At 48.0% G+C, this 15,462-nt stretch carries 16 protein-coding genes; 7 read left to right on the top strand and 9 right to left on the bottom strand.

Annotated elements, in window-relative coordinates; all coding sequences use genetic code 11:
* Positions 1–57 precede the first annotated feature (57 nt).
* The gene (obgE, locus tag S7335_RS02780) at positions 58–1,125 is read left to right on the top strand and encodes a GTPase ObgE (protein WP_006455656.1); all 1,068 of its coding nucleotides are present in this window, start codon (positions 58–60) and stop codon (positions 1,123–1,125) included.
* Between the two features lie 108 nt (positions 1,126–1,233).
* Entirely contained in the window at positions 1,234–1,971 is a 738-nt protein-coding gene (locus S7335_RS02775) for a carbonic anhydrase (RefSeq protein WP_006453450.1), read from the top strand.
* 77 nt (positions 1,972–2,048) lie between these two features.
* Here the strand turns inward: S7335_RS02775 and S7335_RS02770 are convergent, their stop codons facing one another.
* The 3 genes from S7335_RS02770 to S7335_RS02760 form a co-directional block, all read right to left on the bottom strand.
* On the bottom strand, positions 2,049–2,531 hold the full coding sequence (locus S7335_RS02770; protein ID WP_038015506.1) for an AAC(3)-I family aminoglycoside N-acetyltransferase: 483 nt from the start codon (positions 2,529–2,531) through the stop codon (positions 2,049–2,051).
* 184 nt (positions 2,532–2,715) lie between these two features.
* Positions 2,716–3,606, bottom strand: coding sequence for a DUF1350 family protein (locus tag S7335_RS02765; RefSeq protein WP_006454529.1), 891 nt, complete (start codon positions 3,604–3,606; stop codon positions 2,716–2,718).
* Positions 3,607–3,750: 144 nt separating this feature from the next.
* Positions 3,751–4,494: a hypothetical protein gene (locus S7335_RS02760; protein ID WP_006453715.1), complete on the bottom strand. Its 744-nt coding sequence runs from the start codon at positions 4,492–4,494 to the stop codon at positions 3,751–3,753.
* A 345-nt stretch (positions 4,495–4,839) separates the two neighbouring features.
* Here S7335_RS02760 and S7335_RS02755 point away from each other — a divergent pair, with 345 nt between their 5' ends.
* Positions 4,840–5,043: a hypothetical protein gene (locus S7335_RS02755; protein WP_006456909.1), complete on the top strand. Its 204-nt coding sequence runs from the start codon at positions 4,840–4,842 to the stop codon at positions 5,041–5,043.
* Between the two features lie 260 nt (positions 5,044–5,303).
* Here S7335_RS02755 and pyk read toward each other — a convergent pair whose 3' ends face one another.
* On the bottom strand, positions 5,304–7,091 hold the full coding sequence (gene pyk, locus S7335_RS02750; RefSeq protein WP_198011402.1) for a pyruvate kinase: 1,788 nt from the start codon (positions 7,089–7,091) through the stop codon (positions 5,304–5,306).
* Between the two features lie 673 nt (positions 7,092–7,764).
* Here pyk and crtR point away from each other — a divergent pair.
* Positions 7,765–8,682, top strand: a complete 918-nt coding sequence (gene crtR / locus S7335_RS02740; RefSeq protein ID WP_006454718.1) for a beta-carotene hydroxylase — start codon at positions 7,765–7,767, stop codon at positions 8,680–8,682.
* A 201-nt stretch (positions 8,683–8,883) separates the two neighbouring features.
* Here crtR and S7335_RS02735 read toward each other — a convergent pair whose 3' ends face one another.
* The 3 genes from S7335_RS02735 to sppA all read right to left on the bottom strand — a co-directional run bounded on the left by S7335_RS02735 (position 8,884) and on the right by sppA (position 10,897).
* A complete protein-coding gene (locus S7335_RS02735; RefSeq protein ID WP_006456897.1) occupies positions 8,884–9,363 on the bottom strand; it encodes an orange carotenoid protein N-terminal domain-containing protein in 480 nt (159 codons plus the stop codon).
* A 207-nt stretch (positions 9,364–9,570) separates the two neighbouring features.
* Positions 9,571–9,951: a chorismate mutase gene (gene aroH / locus S7335_RS02730; protein WP_006457397.1), complete on the bottom strand. Its 381-nt coding sequence runs from the start codon at positions 9,949–9,951 to the stop codon at positions 9,571–9,573.
* 85 nt (positions 9,952–10,036) lie between these two features.
* Entirely contained in the window at positions 10,037–10,897 is an 861-nt protein-coding gene (gene sppA, locus S7335_RS02725) for a signal peptide peptidase SppA (RefSeq protein WP_006455625.1), read from the bottom strand.
* Between the two features lie 79 nt (positions 10,898–10,976).
* Here sppA and S7335_RS02720 point away from each other — a divergent pair, with 79 nt between their 5' ends.
* The 3 genes from S7335_RS02720 to S7335_RS02710 all read left to right on the top strand — a co-directional run bounded on the left by S7335_RS02720 (position 10,977) and on the right by S7335_RS02710 (position 14,083).
* Positions 10,977–12,161: a DMT family transporter gene (locus S7335_RS02720; RefSeq protein WP_006456326.1), complete on the top strand. Its 1,185-nt coding sequence runs from the start codon at positions 10,977–10,979 to the stop codon at positions 12,159–12,161.
* Positions 12,162–12,424: 263 nt separating this feature from the next.
* Positions 12,425–13,591, top strand: coding sequence for a glycosyltransferase (locus tag S7335_RS02715; protein WP_006455567.1), 1,167 nt, complete (start codon positions 12,425–12,427; stop codon positions 13,589–13,591).
* 75 nt (positions 13,592–13,666) lie between these two features.
* Entirely contained in the window at positions 13,667–14,083 is a 417-nt protein-coding gene (locus S7335_RS02710) for a hypothetical protein (RefSeq protein WP_006453907.1), read from the top strand.
* A gap of 59 nt (positions 14,084–14,142) precedes the next feature.
* Here the strand turns inward: S7335_RS02710 and S7335_RS02705 are convergent, their stop codons facing one another.
* The gene (locus tag S7335_RS02705; protein ID WP_006455371.1) at positions 14,143–14,745 is read right to left on the bottom strand and encodes an ATP-dependent Clp protease proteolytic subunit; all 603 of its coding nucleotides are present in this window, start codon (positions 14,743–14,745) and stop codon (positions 14,143–14,145) included.
* A 40-nt stretch (positions 14,746–14,785) separates the two neighbouring features.
* Positions 14,786–15,460: an ATP-dependent Clp protease proteolytic subunit gene (locus tag S7335_RS02700; protein WP_038015503.1), complete on the bottom strand. Its 675-nt coding sequence runs from the start codon at positions 15,458–15,460 to the stop codon at positions 14,786–14,788.
* Positions 15,461–15,462 lie beyond the last annotated feature (2 nt).

The following is a 15,462-nucleotide window of genomic DNA, read 5'->3' as shown; positions in this document are numbered from 1 at the left end:
TCCACTACAGCGCTCCGCAGTAAGTGCTCTAGAATATATCGCTTCTCTTCTTTATCTATGCAATTTATTGACCAGGCCGAAATCGAAGTAGAGGGTGGAACCGGTGGTGACGGTTTAACTGCCTTTAGAAGAGAGAAATATGTGCCTGCTGGAGGTCCTTCCGGAGGCACGGGTGGTAAAGGCGGCTCAGTCATACTTGCGACCAATACCAACCTACAAACCCTATTAGACTTTCGCTATGCACACCGTTTCAAAGCAAAAGATGGCGAAAAAGGGGGACCCAAGAACAGAACTGGCGCGAATGGCGAGGATTTAATTGTTGAAGTGCCCTGTGGTACTTTGGCATTCGACTTAGATACGGGTGAGCTGATTGGTGATTTGACTGAGCCCAATCAGTCGCTGGTGATTGCCCCTGGTGGGAAAGGTGGCCTTGGTAATAAGCATTTTTTGAGCAATCGAAATCGTGCACCTGAGATGTCTCAGCGCGGCATCGGCGGTATGATTCGGCGCGTGCGTCTAGAGCTGAAGCTATTGGCAGAAGTCGGCATTATTGGATTGCCGAATGCAGGTAAATCGACACTGATATCAACCCTTTCAGCGGCGAAGCCCAAGGTCGCTGACTATCCATTTACTACGCTCGTTCCAAACCTAGGTGTTGTTCGTAAACCCACTGGCGATGGGACTGTTTTTGCTGATATTCCCGGACTAATAGAAGGTGCCCATGAGGGGCAAGGCCTAGGTCACGACTTTCTACGTCATATTGAACGAACGAAGCTATTGCTGCACTTAGTCGATGGGACGGCTCTAGATCCGGTGAGCGACTATCAGACGATTCAGCAGGAGCTAAATGCATACGGAAGAGGGCTTGTTGGTCGGCCTCAGATTTTGGCGATCAATAAAGTAGACGCGCTTCTAGACGAAGAGATAGACGAGATTGCGTCTAGGCTTTCTTTACTTACCGGTGAGAAGGTGTTTCGAATTTCGGCGGTAAGTCGTCAAGGAACGGATGAGCTGCTGCAGGCAATTTGGCAACTTCTAGATGAGACCAACCAGGCGATCGCCGCCGAAGCAGCCCGCGCCGCCCAAGCGGTCATCGATTTCAATACGCCTGTTCTACGCCCATAGCCTGATCATCCTAGCTTTCTTCGAACTAGGTATTGGGTTTTTGCCTCTACAATCTTTCAAAACTCTAACGTCGTGAGAGTATAGACACCAGAGATAGAGAAAAGTGCAATGAAGGATTTAATCAAAGGACTACGCGAGTTTCAGAGCAATTACGTTCCAGAACATAAAGAGCTGCTGCAAGAGCTAGCTCGTGGTCAGCATCCTCGCGTTCTATTTATCACCTGCTCTGATTCTCGTGTTCAGCCAGAGTTGATTACTCAGTCAGATTTAGGTGATTTATTTGTGATTCGCAATGCGGGTAATATTATTCCCCCTTACGGTTCTACTAATGGCGGCGAAGGAGCAACGATTGAATATGCCATCAAGTCTCTAGACATTCAGCACATTGTGGTCTGTGGACACACAACTTGTGGAGCAATGAAAGGCTTACTGCAAGTAGGCGAGCTAGAAACGACAATGCCGCTAGTCTACAACTGGCTAAAGCATACGGAAGCAACCCGTGAGCTAGTAGAAGAGCACTACGGTTATCTACCAAAAGCTGAGAAGCTCTCAACTTTGGTCGCAGAAAATGTGCTGACACAAATTGATAATTTGAAGACATATCCTTCGGTGCGATCGCATCTCCATAGAGGTGAAGTTCAGCTCCACGGTTGGATCTACAACATTGTCGACGGCTCTGTTCTGACCTACGACCGGGCGAATCACTCGTTTATGCCGCTATCGAGTTCGACCAACGAAGACATTCAAGACATTCCAGTAGCTTATCAAGCCAGCGGGTCTTCTCGGCTTTCTCAAGGGCAACGCGATCGTATCTTCAGGGGCTCTCCTGCTTTCTACAACCAATAACAGCGGGTAACTATAGGCGGCTAGCGGGTAACTATAGGCGGCTAGGCAATAGAGGTAACTAGGCACTAGAGGTGTAACTATGTAGAACGTTCGTTCTCGACGGCAATGTCAAAGTGTAGAACTTCTTCTTTGGTGCCGAGTTTTGTGTAGAGTGCAATCGCTGGCTCATCCTCAACACTAGTATCGGCTTGGACAAATATCACACTAGCGCCGCGTATAACTGCTATCTTTCTCAGTTCTTCAATCAAGGCTGTTGCGATGCCTTCGCGTCGATGAGCTGCTGCGACGGCCAAGTCATATAGATAAATCTCGCTGCGCTCTTGTTCATACTTTCTCAATTCGTAAGCTGCAATACCACCTACTACCTTCTTGTTCTTGAATGCAACCAACGCTATGAAGTAGTCACTTTCAAGTAACCGACGCATGTAGTCAGCGCTTGGGTGTTTATCGACATAGGCTGCTTCTGCAAAGACCTTGCCGAAAAGGGCTAGCAGCGCGTCCATCGTTGATAGGTCACTAGAAGTAAGCTGTTGAATCCTACAGGGAGTTGAAAGGGACATAGTGACTTCGCTGCGCGCTTAACTATGGCGTTCGCCATCTATAGCCACCTACGCATTAGCTTGAGCCATATCTGGGCTATATTCTTTGTCTCGTGTAGCGCTATGTGTAATCACTCCACTAATGCGTCTAATGCATTAGCGGATAGTGCACCAGCGGATTGCCATAGCTCAATATTTAGGCTATCTATCTCTTACGACTCTTTTCTAGCTCATCATAGACAGCTTCTACAATAGCCTGATTACCAGAGCTTACTCCTAGAGGCGCTAGGTGATTGCCGAGTCGCGATTTTTCAACTGGGACGCTACGAAAATCAAGTAAAGTCTTCTTCAAAATCTGTTTTAACTTGACGATTGAATCTTCAGCAACTCGGCTGTTGAATGCAATGATAGACGTCAGTGCGAATAAATTCGAGTTTCTGACCAGGCAGAAAGTCTCTTGTCTGGAGGGCAAAACTTGAATCAGACGACTAAGCAATCGCTGCAAAGGCTTAATTGGAACGGCACTGTCCAAATCAGAAATTACTGGGTCTAATAGAATAGAAGGTTGGTTATATAGCGATATAGATGCTAGAGACGACTTATCGATCTGAGTGCTGATCCGTTCAGCCTGCTGAGGTCCTAAGCATTGAATCAAGGCGTTCTGCTTATCAAAGATCTCAAAGTCAGTCAGCAGCTCCATCAGGGCAATGTATTTGCATCCTAAACTATGGCCCATCCAATACTCCTTTATCTTTGCAGTGTTGATTTTGGCTTCCTGCTCGTACAACACAGTTTCAAATCCTTGCTTTTGAGCTTCTTCCTGGATCTCTCTACGAATATCATCCTGATTTTCAAGTAGGCTCAATGCAATCGACCAGTGGCGGAGCGAAAACCTGAAGGGTAGCGCGATAACTGTATAGCCCCTATAGAAGAGACTTTTCAGTAGAAAACGGTAGAACAGCGTTGGGAAAGAGCCGAAGAAAGCACCTCCAATGAAGTAAACAACGCCAATCGGTCGAGGATGGATAGCCGCCCAGGTAAACCTAGTTGGAAAAAAACGAAACTTGAAGGGTTTCGTAGCTATTGAATCTTTCATAGTCCTAGCTTCTATAACTTTGCGTAGCAGAAGATAAGGAATATCTCTCAGTTGCTAGGAAAGATATTCCTCACCCTGCTATCACGGTTCTCTTTAGAACAGATAGTCAGTAATAGATTGAGTACGAGCTACGTCATCTCAAATCTAGCTTTGACTGACCGCCAGGCCATTTTCGATAGATTCGATTCTCTCTGCCATTGCGTTCAAAATTTGTGGCAAGTCTGCCTGTACAGATGCTCTGTCAGCGCCGTTGCTATCAGCCAGACCAGATGCTGTAGGCGAGACGGTAGTAGGATTTGGAAGGGGGATAGGGATAGGATTTGGAAGGGGAATATGAGGGATAGGAGGATCAAAGATAACGTCAACTTCCATGAGACTGGCGCCCGTGGAGGTAGGCAAAGACACGGCTAGCTGATCAAATTCTCCATTCCCACCAGGGGAGGGTAAGAATGTTCCGCGATGCTCAGGCGTCAAGAGTAGCGAAGCAGGATTTCCAAAAAAGAAGGGAACGACAATAAAGACTTCGACAAAGCCTCTGACTTCTACTTGATCTGTTGCTGGATCGAGATTGAGAATATCGGGCTGTAAAATGAATAAGCCTGTGTCGCCAGCGCTCAGTGAAAAATCATATCTAAATCGATTAGGCCCATCCGCAACTAAACTTCCGGCAAAATTATTGGTACCTCCTGTGTCTAGTATGTCTAGAAGTTCTGCTGGATTAATTGATGGAGTCGTCGCATTGAATCTCAGACGGATTCGCAAATTACGGTTGGTTGGGTTGGCAACGTTCAAAAAGTAACCTTGAAGAATGCCGCGATCCGATCCGGCAACGGTGCCTGGGTTGGGTGTAATTGGCTTTAGCAGTAGTTCAAATGTCGAAAGTAGCATGTATCGATTCCTCTTAAACTGATGTTAAAGATGAACGATTTGGCTAGTAGAAGGGGATACCCATCGGGGTGATTCTATGAACGGTTGATATGGCGCGATCGCAGATAGTTCGTAATTCTGCTTCTGTTTTTACTTTATATCGCCTGTTCTTATACCACTTTTGCCTATAGCGTGACTGAAGAATTGACATAGACAGTCGGTTTTTCAATCGTGAATTGGATGTTGGATTTTATTAGTTGAGCCTGAAAGGGTGACACAACGTCTACAATCCAGTGTCAGTAAAGCGTGAACAGCCCAGATAGAAGAAAAGATAGGCTAGTTTTGCGAACTCCACCTATCTACCCGATGATATTCCAAAGCTATCAAGCTCCGCTCAAGTCTCACCTCAGCGCTCGTCAGTATCTGTTGCTGAGCCTGTTGGTGACCGTTCTGCAGACCTGTCGCGATGTTCGATTAGAAACGCTTGTCGAAGCCCTACCGCTGCCGATTGTGTTCGAGTCCCGCCGAAAAAAGTTCAACGGTTCCTTACACTGGGTGTCTTTAACCTGAGAAATCTGTGGATGAGCGTATTTGAGGAATTTGTTCACCATCACCTCACGCCATGTCGTCCGGTCGATAGCTACATAGACCGGACGACATAGCGTGAGATTAACGTGCTAATGGTCAGTGTGGTCTAGATAATCCTATGTAGAACTGCAACGCAAGTCTCGAAGTATTGCTCTCCCAGTAAGGCCTCAAAACGAAGGCAAGTAAGGCCTTAAAACGAAGACAGTAAAGGCTCAAAACGAAGGCTGAAAAAAGGCAGCTAGCTAACCTAGTGCGACTTCTTCTTGTGGTGAGGTGAACGTTCCAGAGCAAACTACTCCGTTACTTACATCTAGCGTCACAATGGTGCCATTTCGGATGATCTCGGTGGCCCTATTTACCCCGACAATTACCGGAATTCCTAGTCGCAGACCCAACACCGCCGCATGGCTCGTTAAGCTATCATCCTCAGTGACGATGCCACCTGCTCTACGAATCGCATCGACATAGTCCGCACTTGTTCGTGGTACCACCAAAATCTCACCCGTATTAAAGTCTTTGATTGCTGCTGTATCGTGGGCGACGCGGGCTCGACCGCTCACGGAGCCTTCGCCAACGCCTCGACCAGAGCCAATCACGGCTGTTACCACCTCGACTTTGATCAGGTCGGTAGACCCAGAAACACCCTGTAGCGTACCTGCTGTCATCACCACGAGATCGCCGTCATTAAGCAATCCATCTTCTTGAGCTACGTTCATCGCCGCCTGGAAAGTTTGCCCTGAAGAATGCAAATCAACAACTAGCAGTGGATTCACTCCCCAAACTACCTGAAGCTGCCGAGAAACATCTACTAGCGGTGTTACCGCCAAAATGGGAGCTCGTGGTCGGAACTTTGATACGTTACGTGCGGTTGCGCCTGATCTAGTCAGTGTCATGATGGCTGATGCATCTAGCTGAGCCGCAATCTGCCCTACCGCCTGACTAATCGCATTCGGAATCGTATGACTTTTGTTAAATTCGTCAATAGAGCGCACTTGTTGCTCTTGTTCGGCCCGGAGCGCAATTCGTGCCATCGTAGCAACGGCTTCTACTGGATAGTCACCGACAGCTGTTTCATTCGAAAGCATCACCGCATCGGTCCCGTCAAAAATAGCATTTGCTACATCCGAAACTTCTGCCCTAGTTGGCCTTGGGCTCTCTACCATACTATCTAGCATCTGAGTAGCTGTAATCACCGGAATGCCCAATCGGTTTGCTGTTGCGATTAGTCGCTTTTGCAAGATCGGCACATCCTCAGCCGGCAGCTCTACACCGAGATCTCCCCGAGCCACCATAACCCCGTCTGAGAGCGACAGGATTGCGTCCATCTGCTCAATCGCTTCGTGCTTTTCAATCTTTACAATTACCGGCACCCGGCGATTCGTAGAGCTTTGGATGATCTCTTTAATTTCTAAGACGTCTTGGGGATTACGTACAAAGCTCAGCGCTACCCAGTCCACATTCTGATTTAGACCAAACTGTAGATCTTCTTTATCCTTTTCGGTGAGCGCCTTGATCGATAGATAAACGCCCGGAAAGTTGACACCTTTGCTATTTGAAAGCTTCCCACCAACGACAACCTCACACTTCAAGTTGCGCTGTGCGATGTCTTTTCCAACTACCTTCATCTCTACTTTGCCATCATCAAGCAAGATAGTTGCGCCTTCTGGAACTTCTTCGACTAGCGGCTCATAGGTGACCGAGCTCTCAGTTTGAGTGCCTGGAATTTTGCGACTAGTAAGAATAAAGCTATCTCCTTTAGATAACCAAATAGCTCCCTCTTCGAATTGCCCTAGGCGAATTTTGGGTCCCTGAAGATCCTGTAAGATGCCTACTGGCTGCTGCAACTTAAAGGAAATTTGACGGATTAGCTGAATGTTTTGACGGTGGTTCTCTTTGTCACCGTGCGAGAAATTTAACCGAAGGGTCGTTGCGCCTGCCTCGATAATTGCTCTAAGTGTGTCAGGGTCCTGGGTGGCAGGGCCTATGGTTGCGACGATTTTGGTTCGACGCAAGGCTGGGCGTGCTGTCAGCGCCTTTCCCAGATGAGATCGCATACGTTTATGGGTGGAAATATAAGAACAGATATCTGCTCAAACGATACCACTGCGAGGTCCGCTACAAAGCAGCAAGCCGTTCAAGAAGCCCGTCAAGAATTGCTGTGCAGATACGGGCATTTCTTAGCCAGAGGCGATCGCTCTATTGAAAAGAAAAAAGCTGGAAAGGAAAAAGCAGCGATAGAATACGTAATTGATATAAGTGTCAGTTTTCAAGAAGTTTCTACTTATAGATAGCTTTTAAACAGATTTTGTACACCCATAGGCTTGAAGTCTACGCTACAGTCTCATCTACAGATAGCAAACTCTATTTACCTCTATCTACGGCCCGTTGAAGAAACGTGGTGAAAAAGGATTTCCTGTATCGGATTTCGGTTGATTTGACAATAGGGAATGGTGCTTTCCTTCAACTTTTCAATGAAAGTATTGAACGGATTTAATTCTCGCTTCTGCGCAGAATCTTTGTTTGAGAGACCTGACTGTATTGAAGCAGATCATCAGTGTACGAATGTATAAAAGACCGACCAGCACTGCATTTCACGCACTTGGAAAAACTTAAAAGAACGTCATAAAACTTTATTATTTATCAAGGGTAGCGTATACTACCGAAGAACGGAAATTCTAAAAAGCGGTGTCAAGGAGCAATTGTATGGTGTCGGCGGCAGTAGAGCCCCTAGTGGTACCGGTAGCGGTTACCCGACGTGTCCCTAAGCGGTTTCTAGATGCCGATGGTGGTGTGAGCCCTAATCTTCTCATCTTCTGTGGAGCTGTTTCTCTAGTTGTTTTTTCAACAGTAGGATATTTTTCTTGGCAGTGGCCTCACTGGTGTTGCTTTATACTAAACACCTTGGCTTTGCATTTAGTCGGCACCGTCATCCACGACGCTTCACACAACTCAGCTCATAAAAATTCAACCATCAACGCGGCACTTGGACATGGCAGCGCCCTGATGCTGGGATTTACCTTTCCGGTGTTTATGCGAGTACACCTGCAGCACCATGCCCACGTAAATGACCCAGAAAATGATCCCGACCATTTTGTTTCTACCGGTGGTCCTCTCTGGCTAATTGCTGCTCGTTTCTTCTATCATGAGATTTATTTTTTCAAGCGCAAGCTTTGGAAGAATAATGAACTTACGGAGTGGTTTCTAAGTCGCCTGACGGTTGGTCTATTTATTTATACGGCCTATCACTTTGGCTTTATTGAGTATCTACTAAACTATTGGTTTTCACCTGCGCTTGTAGTGGGATTAGCCTTGGGTTTGTTCTTTGACTATCTACCTCATCGTCCTTTCAAAGAGCAGCATCGTTGGCGTAATGCCCGCGTCTATCCTAGCAAGATTTTGAATCTGCTGATTATGGGTCAAAACTACCACTTGATTCATCATCTATGGCCTTCTATCCCTTGGTACAAGTACAAGCCTGCTTACGAAGTGATGAAGCCACTACTAGATGAAAAAGGATCGCCTCAGTCATTAGGGCTTCTAAAGACAAAAGATTTCTTAGGCTTTTTGTACGACCTATTTTTGGGTATCCGTTTCCACTCGAAGCCCCAAGGTGGAAAGTAAATGGTGGAAAGTAAACAAGCAAGCGTTCTGAAGAACTAACCAAATTTACTCAACCCCCCTTGTTGCAAGCCAACAGGGGGGTTGAGTCTAGAAGTTCAACACACTGCTTAACGAACAACTATCTAGTAGGTCAAGAGCGCGTATTCTCCTTTGAAGGCAACAGTCAAGCTAAATGCAGATTGCTGTAGATACCTCTAACTCTTACGCACCCATATCAACAACGCAGTAGCGTAAAAGAGTAATTTGTTGGTTGAAATCAAGAGCAGTTATCTTGTTGAATACCTGTGAGGTAGCGCCAGACATTTCGTAGTCATCGGGAACAGGAATGACGTCTCCGGCGGCCATCCCTTCTGATAGCTGATACCAAAATACCAGCTTGTTGTCTGCCTCAAAGGTGCTGTAAGTCTCTGTATATTCAGTCTTTTTGTTTTCGACTAGATCTCGCATGAATGCCATTTGGTCAGCCTCTTCCATGCCTTTGACTGAGTTAAAGAGATTTGCTGTAAACTGAGGACCTGCTGCTCTAGGCGCAGCAGGCGTAATTGAGCCACCCATATTTTCATATACGACCCAAAGAAGACCTAGCTTTTCGTCTGTGGTAAGCGCTTTGAAAGCAGCGAGTTCTTGAGAGATATCGCTAGGGACTTCTTGACTGGTAGAAGATGTAGAGCCGGTAACCATATTAAATATTCCTTTTGTACTTTAGGTATGACAAAAGAAATGTTAAGGCGCTAGATGCTCTCTCTTGAATAGTCTCTAGAAGGACTTTGCGCAGTTGATGCTCCTTCAAAAGTACGATGCGAAGCTATAACAAACTTTATGGCTGCGCCTGACCAAGCGCCCCTTAGAGGACCTTCAGGGTTCTAGGCACAATTGCGGCTATGCTCTCTAATCAGCTGCCAAGCACAGGTCAGGCCTTAGCTTCTGTGCTCCACGCAAGTAGATATGGTTAACATCAGTATGGTGGATTGGTAGATAAATGTGCAACAGGAACCGGATACATTTTGGTAAGCTGCCTTCAACGTGCATTTGCTGAACGTCTAAGAGGGGAACGCTGTCCCATGCAGGACGTTTGCGGGCGATCGCGGCTGGGAACACAGCATCTAAGTCCCTGGTCACCGAGAACGTCACACTCACGATCTTGCTGGTATCGAGTGGGTTATTTGACTCTAGCGCGTCAAGTAGTTCATTGACCGCTATAGCCATCGCCTCTGTCGAATTCTCTGAAACGGTGGTTGCCCCCCGAATGGCGTGTATCTGCCAGTCCACAGCGATACCTTCCTTCTGTTACCTATCGTCTACCTATCGTCACCATTTAACCATTAGTGGCGTCCCGATTCGTGGTGTCTCTGTCCTACCTAGAAAGCGGTCCTCGAATTGTGGCTGGTTGATACATCCATAGCGGTACTCCACTGGTCTCTATCTCAAATTCTATTCGAGCCATAGTTGCAGGCATAGCTGCTGGTAAGAACCCTAAAAGCGCATCGTTTCCAGGGAGTACTCGGCTCAAAAGCGGCTTTTTCTCTTCAAAGGTGAAGCATTCCGCTTTCTCTGGATCGAGTCCACTTAGCTCAGCGGCCCATCGCCGCGCGTCTTCTTCTGAGCCCAAGCGATCTACCATGCCAAGTGCTAGCGCCTGCTCACCAGTAAATACGCGCCCGTCTGCAAACTCGCGTACTTTGGCTTCAGGTAAGTTGCGCCCTTCTGCGACCGTCCGAACAAATTGTCCGTAGCTAACATCGATTAGCTCTTGTAGAATCGTTTCTTCTTCGGATGTGAGCGGTCTGTCAAAAGCCAAAATATCTTTGTAGGGCCCTGATTTAACGACTTTAAAAGAGACGCCTACCTTATCTAGCAGCTTCTCTATATTGTTGCCGCGCAAAATCACACCAATAGAACCTGTGATACAGCCCGCATTCGCGACGATATGGTGAGCACCCACACCGATATAAACGCCTCCTGAGGCAGAGATATTTCCATAGCTAGCAACAATTTTGACTTTCTCCTGCAGCTTTCTAAGGGCGCTATAAATTTCCTGCGAGTCACCAACGGTCCCGCCTGGACTGTCGATGCGGAGAAGCAAAGCTGGAAATTTCTTCTCTTCAACCTCTTTAAGTGCTTCAAGGACTCGCTTACGAGTAGAGCCAGCGATCGCACCAGAAATCTCAATCCGAGCGATCTGTTTACGGTATCGACGCTTAAAAGGCCAAATCATGGAATCTCTGGGTGCGCTGGGCTTAACATTACTTTAGAGTAAGTATACGCCTTGTCTCACCCTTATACCTTTCTAAAGAATGGATGCTCCTCAGACTAAAGACGCTGCTCAGTCGCCTGTCCAGTCGCCCAATGAGGAGGCTACGTCATCGGCCATCCCAGTAGCTAATGAAGTGGCTAAACAGCCGCTAGGCATCCCTTCGCTCCTTCAGCCAGTCGCGAGTCTGGCGGCCAGTCCGCTAGTGCTAATTTCTCCCTTTTTCCTATGGGGGACTGCGATGGTAGCGATGAAGGGTGTCATGAATGAGACTAGTCCGCTATTTCTGGCAAGCATGCGACTATTGCCAGCGGGTGCGTTAGTCGTCTTGGCGTCGGTGGTGCTCGGCAGGAAGCAGCCAAAAGGATGGTCAGCCTGGCTTTGGATCGGGCTGTTCGCGCTAGTCGATGGGACGCTGTTTCAAGGATTTTTGGCAGAAGGACTTGAGCGTACGGGGGCTGGGTTAGGTTCTGTGATGATCGACTCGCAGCCGCTAGCAGTGGCGATCATGGCAAGATTGTTGTTTAAAGAATGGATTGGGCCGTTAGGCTGGCTGGGCCTAAGTGTTGGCCTACTTGGAATCAGCTTTATCGGCTTGCCTGACGAGTGGATTTTTTCACTGTTTCAAGGCGAGTGGTTTAATGTCAGTATTGCTCTTGAACAAGAGATTTGGACAGTGCTTTTTCAGCAGGGCGAGTGGTTGATGCTGATGGCGGCGCTGTCGATGGCGGTCGGTACAATCTTGATTGGATTTGTGGCCAAAAAAGCTGATCCCGTTGCAGCAACAGGCTGGCATATGATCTTAGGCGGAATTCCGCTGACGGTTGCCTCAGCGCTGAGTGAGCCGGCTGCTTGGCAGGGCATTTCGCTATCGGGGTGGTTAGAGATCGGCTATGCGACGGTGTTTGGCAGTGCGATCGCGTATGGTATTTTCTTCTACATCGCGGCCCAGGGTAATCTGACGAGTCTTAGCGCCCTTACCTTCCTAACGCCCGTTTTTGCTTTGCTGTTCAGCACTTTGCTACTAGCCGAGAGTCTTAGCTTTTTGCAGTGGTCGGGTGTCATGCTGACCTTGATCAGCATCTATCTAATCAACCAGCGGGTACAGCTATCTACTTATCTATCAGAGCAGCTTGCGCTTCCTGTTGGCCTCCCAAACAAACGCAAGGCCCAAGCAAACGCAAGGCCCAAGCAAACGCAAGGCCCAAGCAAACACAAGGATAGATAGCTAAGGCTAAGTCCTAGATCTTGAAATCGAACGGCTCGACCTATAAGACTACCCAGTAAGGACTACCTAGTTTGATCAGCTATGGACATGAGCGCAGTCACATAGCAGTCGATAATTCATCTGTCAGTTAGTCAGGCTAGCCGCGGTTCTACGACGGTTGTAGCCGATGATAGCGTCTCAATTAACCTAGCAGATTGCACCTAGCAGATTGCACCTAGCAGATTGCAATAGAACAGATGCAATAGACTAGAGATCTAGAATTCGTGAGCTGGGGCCTAGGAACTCTGACAAAGCCGCTCAAAATACTGTTTCTCTCCACGCCAGTGGGTCCTCTAGGCTCTGGGTTAGGCGGCGGCGTCGAGCTGACGGTGATCAACCTAGTACAGGTGATGAGAGCAAAAGGTCATCAGATTGATATTGCTGCGCCTGAAGGATCTAGTTTGCCCGTAGCAGTGCATCCACCGACAGCGCTAATTCAGATACCCGGTAAGTGGCAGCCAACGGCTCAAACGCAAGACCGCTTAGCGCCTGTTACTGTCAGCTCAGCCCTAGCGAATGCTTGGGTCTATGCCAGAGAACATGAGTCAAAGTATGACCTGCTGGTGAATTTTGCCTATGATTGGCTGCCATTTTATCTTGCATCCTTTCTCAAAACTCCAGTAGCCCACTTCGTCAGCATGGGTTCTTTGAACGATGCCTTAGATCACGCGATCGCTCAGACCGCTGTTCAATTTCCTGGCACGCTTGGTGCCTATACGCGATCACAAGTCCAAACCTTTCCTATGCCTGAGCGCAGTTGGCGCCTCTTTGGCAGTGCAATCGATATTCGCCAGTACGACTACTGCGATCGCCCAGAAGATACCCTTGCTTGGATTGGACGCATCTCACCTGAGAAAGGGCTAGAAGATGCCATTGCTGCTGCCGACGCAGCCCACCAGCCGCTGAAGATATTTGGCAAACTAGAAGACGCTAACTACTGGCAGCGGCTTCAGCCTCTGATTCATCAGGCCACCGTTCCCATCGAATATAGTGGGTTTCTCTCAACATCTGCGCTACAAAAAGCCCTTGGACTTTGTCGGGCGCTACTGGTCACACCAAAATGGACAGAAGCTTTCGGCATGGTGGCCATTGAAGCTCTAGCCTGTGGCGTACCCGTGATTGCATACGCGCGCGGTGGACTAGCCGAGATAGTGCGTAATCACCAGACAGGCTGGCTGGTATCGCCTGATGATGTAATGGATCTAGTCGGTGCGATTGCCAAAATCGACCAGATTAACCGTGCTGACTGTCGTCGACAGGCTGAGTGCCTATATGATCTGCCTGCTTGGGGTGAGCGTTTTGAGCAGTGGTTTGGCCAGATTCTTTCTGGCACCGTATCCTCAGGCGCTGTTCCTTCTATCGTCCGGCCTAATAACTCTACAGCTAGTTAGCATGGCATCTTCTGATGCCGCGTTTTCAGGCTGATACGGTGTCTTCTGGTACTGTAGTTTCCGGTCCTACAGTTCATGGTTCTATCAACATCTGACATGATTCTCCTAACTTTTGAAGAAATCTCTCAGCTAACGGCCTGTTTGGCTGACTATCCTGAGGCAATCGCAGCGCTTCAAGAGATAGCAGATTGTGATGGTGATATTGAAGATGCTGCCATCTCTCTAGCGCTGCGAGCTGGCCAGGAACCGGACACTAACGATCAGTGGCTAGCTAGCTTTAGCAAACGCTACCGTCATATTGCCTGTCAGGCTCAATTCCGCGATGCGCTGATTGCTCATCAGCCGGGCACGCTAGTTAACCATCTGACTCAAGAAACCGACTGTCCGGCTCTACTAGCTGCGCCCGTTGCCATCTACATCTTTAAATCAGGCGTAGATAGCTTTTGCCATAGCTTCGACTATGCGCGGGTACAAAGTGAAAATCCAAACTAAAGACTAAATGCTCTTTAGAAGGAACCTTTCTGCTTATGAATAAGCTCGTAGCTCACCTGCTATGTAGAAAGCCGCTCTTCAATGACTCGGTCAATTAGGCCATATTCTTTAGCTTCTTCCGCGGACATGAAATTGTCGCGATCGCTATCTCGCTCAATTTCTTCCACAGTTCGACCAGAATGGGCTGCCATCAGTTCATTTAGCTCGCGGCGCACCTGGACAATTCGCACCGCCTCAATTTCAATATCAGTCGCCTGACGACGACCTACCCCACCGGAAGGTTGGTGAATCATGATCCGCGAATGGGGTAGTGCTAGCCGCTTGCCCTTAGTGCCCGCATTCAGTAGAAAAGCGCCCATGCTTGCAGCGAGACCCATACAGATAGTCACCACCTCGGACTTGATGTACTGCATGGTGTCGTAAATTGCCATACCCGCTGTGACTGAACCACCCGGTGAGTTGATGTAGAGATAGATTGGCTTAGTAGAGTCTTCAGAATCGAGATAGAGCATGTAGGCAACGATAGCGTTAGCAATGCCATCGTCTACCTCTTCAGTCAAAAAGATAATTCGCTCCCTGAACAGCCGTTCGTAGATACTAATCCACTGTTCGTAGGTGCTGCCAGGTAGGCGATAGGGGACACTAGGAGTTCCAATAGGCATGGCAAAAAGTGAAATAAAAGGTCGTGTTCAGGCTTCGGATTTAGGCTTCGGATAGTGCTGGAACGGAGGATCTAGCTAGAGCCGGATTCTCAATGACTCGATCGATCAGTCCATATTCTTTGGCTTCAGTCGGAGAAAGATAAAACATCCGCTCCATATCTTTCGCAATCTTTTCAGCACTTTGACCAGTACTGTTTGCTAAGATCTGCTGAATCAGCTTACGCTTGGCTAGCACCTCTGTCGCTTCTAGATTGATGTCGGTCGCTTGTCCCCGAGTTAGGGTAGTCGGGTGAGTTAGCGCAATGCTGGTATGAGGTAGCGCTGCTCGCTTCCCTTTTGCACCTGCTGCTAGCAGCACTGCCGCCATCCCGTAGGCTGTTCCCATACAAATTGTCAGCACTTCTGACTTGATATGTGCGATCGTGTCATAGACCGCTAACCCTGCTCGAATCGAAATCATTCCAGCAGACTCATCTGCCTGCCCAGACATCACCGGATCACCGAGCGAGTTGATATAGAGATAGATTGGCTTGCTTTGATCTTCAGAATCCAAGTACAGCAGCGCCGAGACTAAAGAGTTCGCTACCCCATCTGTCAGCGGCGAATTGAGAAATAGAATGCGCTCTTGACTCATCCGGGTAAAAATGTTCACCCACTGCCAGGAGCGACTGCCCGGTAAATTGTAGGGAACTCGCATGATTCTATCTACGGGCATGA

This window comes from Synechococcus sp. PCC 7335, from assembly GCF_000155595.1.
Taxonomy (GTDB): domain Bacteria; phylum Cyanobacteriota; class Cyanobacteriia; order Phormidesmidales; family Phormidesmidaceae; genus Phormidesmis.
This window is presented reverse-complemented; position numbering and strand designations above follow the sequence as displayed.

Excerpts from the sequence above, each read along its gene's own strand:
- obgE (WP_006455656.1), top strand. The coding sequence starts at position 58 with ATGCAATTTATTGACCAGGCCGAAATCGAAGTAGAGGGTGGAACCGGT.
- S7335_RS02775 (WP_006453450.1), top strand. The coding sequence starts at position 1,234 with ATGAAGGATTTAATCAAAGGACTACGCGAGTTTCAGAGCAATTACGTT.
- S7335_RS02770 (WP_038015506.1), bottom strand. The coding sequence starts at position 2,531 with ATGTCCCTTTCAACTCCCTGTAGGATTCAACAGCTTACTTCTAGTGAC.
- S7335_RS02765 (WP_006454529.1), bottom strand. The coding sequence starts at position 3,606 with ATGAAAGATTCAATAGCTACGAAACCCTTCAAGTTTCGTTTTTTTCCA.
- S7335_RS02760 (WP_006453715.1), bottom strand. The coding sequence starts at position 4,494 with ATGCTACTTTCGACATTTGAACTACTGCTAAAGCCAATTACACCCAAC.
- S7335_RS02755 (WP_006456909.1), top strand. The coding sequence starts at position 4,840 with ATGATATTCCAAAGCTATCAAGCTCCGCTCAAGTCTCACCTCAGCGCT.
- crtR (WP_006454718.1), top strand. The coding sequence starts at position 7,765 with ATGGTGTCGGCGGCAGTAGAGCCCCTAGTGGTACCGGTAGCGGTTACC.
- S7335_RS02735 (WP_006456897.1), bottom strand. The coding sequence starts at position 9,363 with ATGGTTACCGGCTCTACATCTTCTACCAGTCAAGAAGTCCCTAGCGAT.
- sppA (WP_006455625.1), bottom strand. The coding sequence starts at position 10,897 with ATGATTTGGCCTTTTAAGCGTCGATACCGTAAACAGATCGCTCGGATT.
- S7335_RS02720 (WP_006456326.1), top strand. The coding sequence starts at position 10,977 with ATGGATGCTCCTCAGACTAAAGACGCTGCTCAGTCGCCTGTCCAGTCG.
- S7335_RS02710 (WP_006453907.1), top strand. The coding sequence starts at position 13,667 with ATGGTTCTATCAACATCTGACATGATTCTCCTAACTTTTGAAGAAATC.
- S7335_RS02705 (WP_006455371.1), bottom strand. The coding sequence starts at position 14,745 with ATGCCTATTGGAACTCCTAGTGTCCCCTATCGCCTACCTGGCAGCACC.
- S7335_RS02700 (WP_038015503.1), bottom strand. The coding sequence starts at position 15,460 with ATGCCCGTAGATAGAATCATGCGAGTTCCCTACAATTTACCGGGCAGT.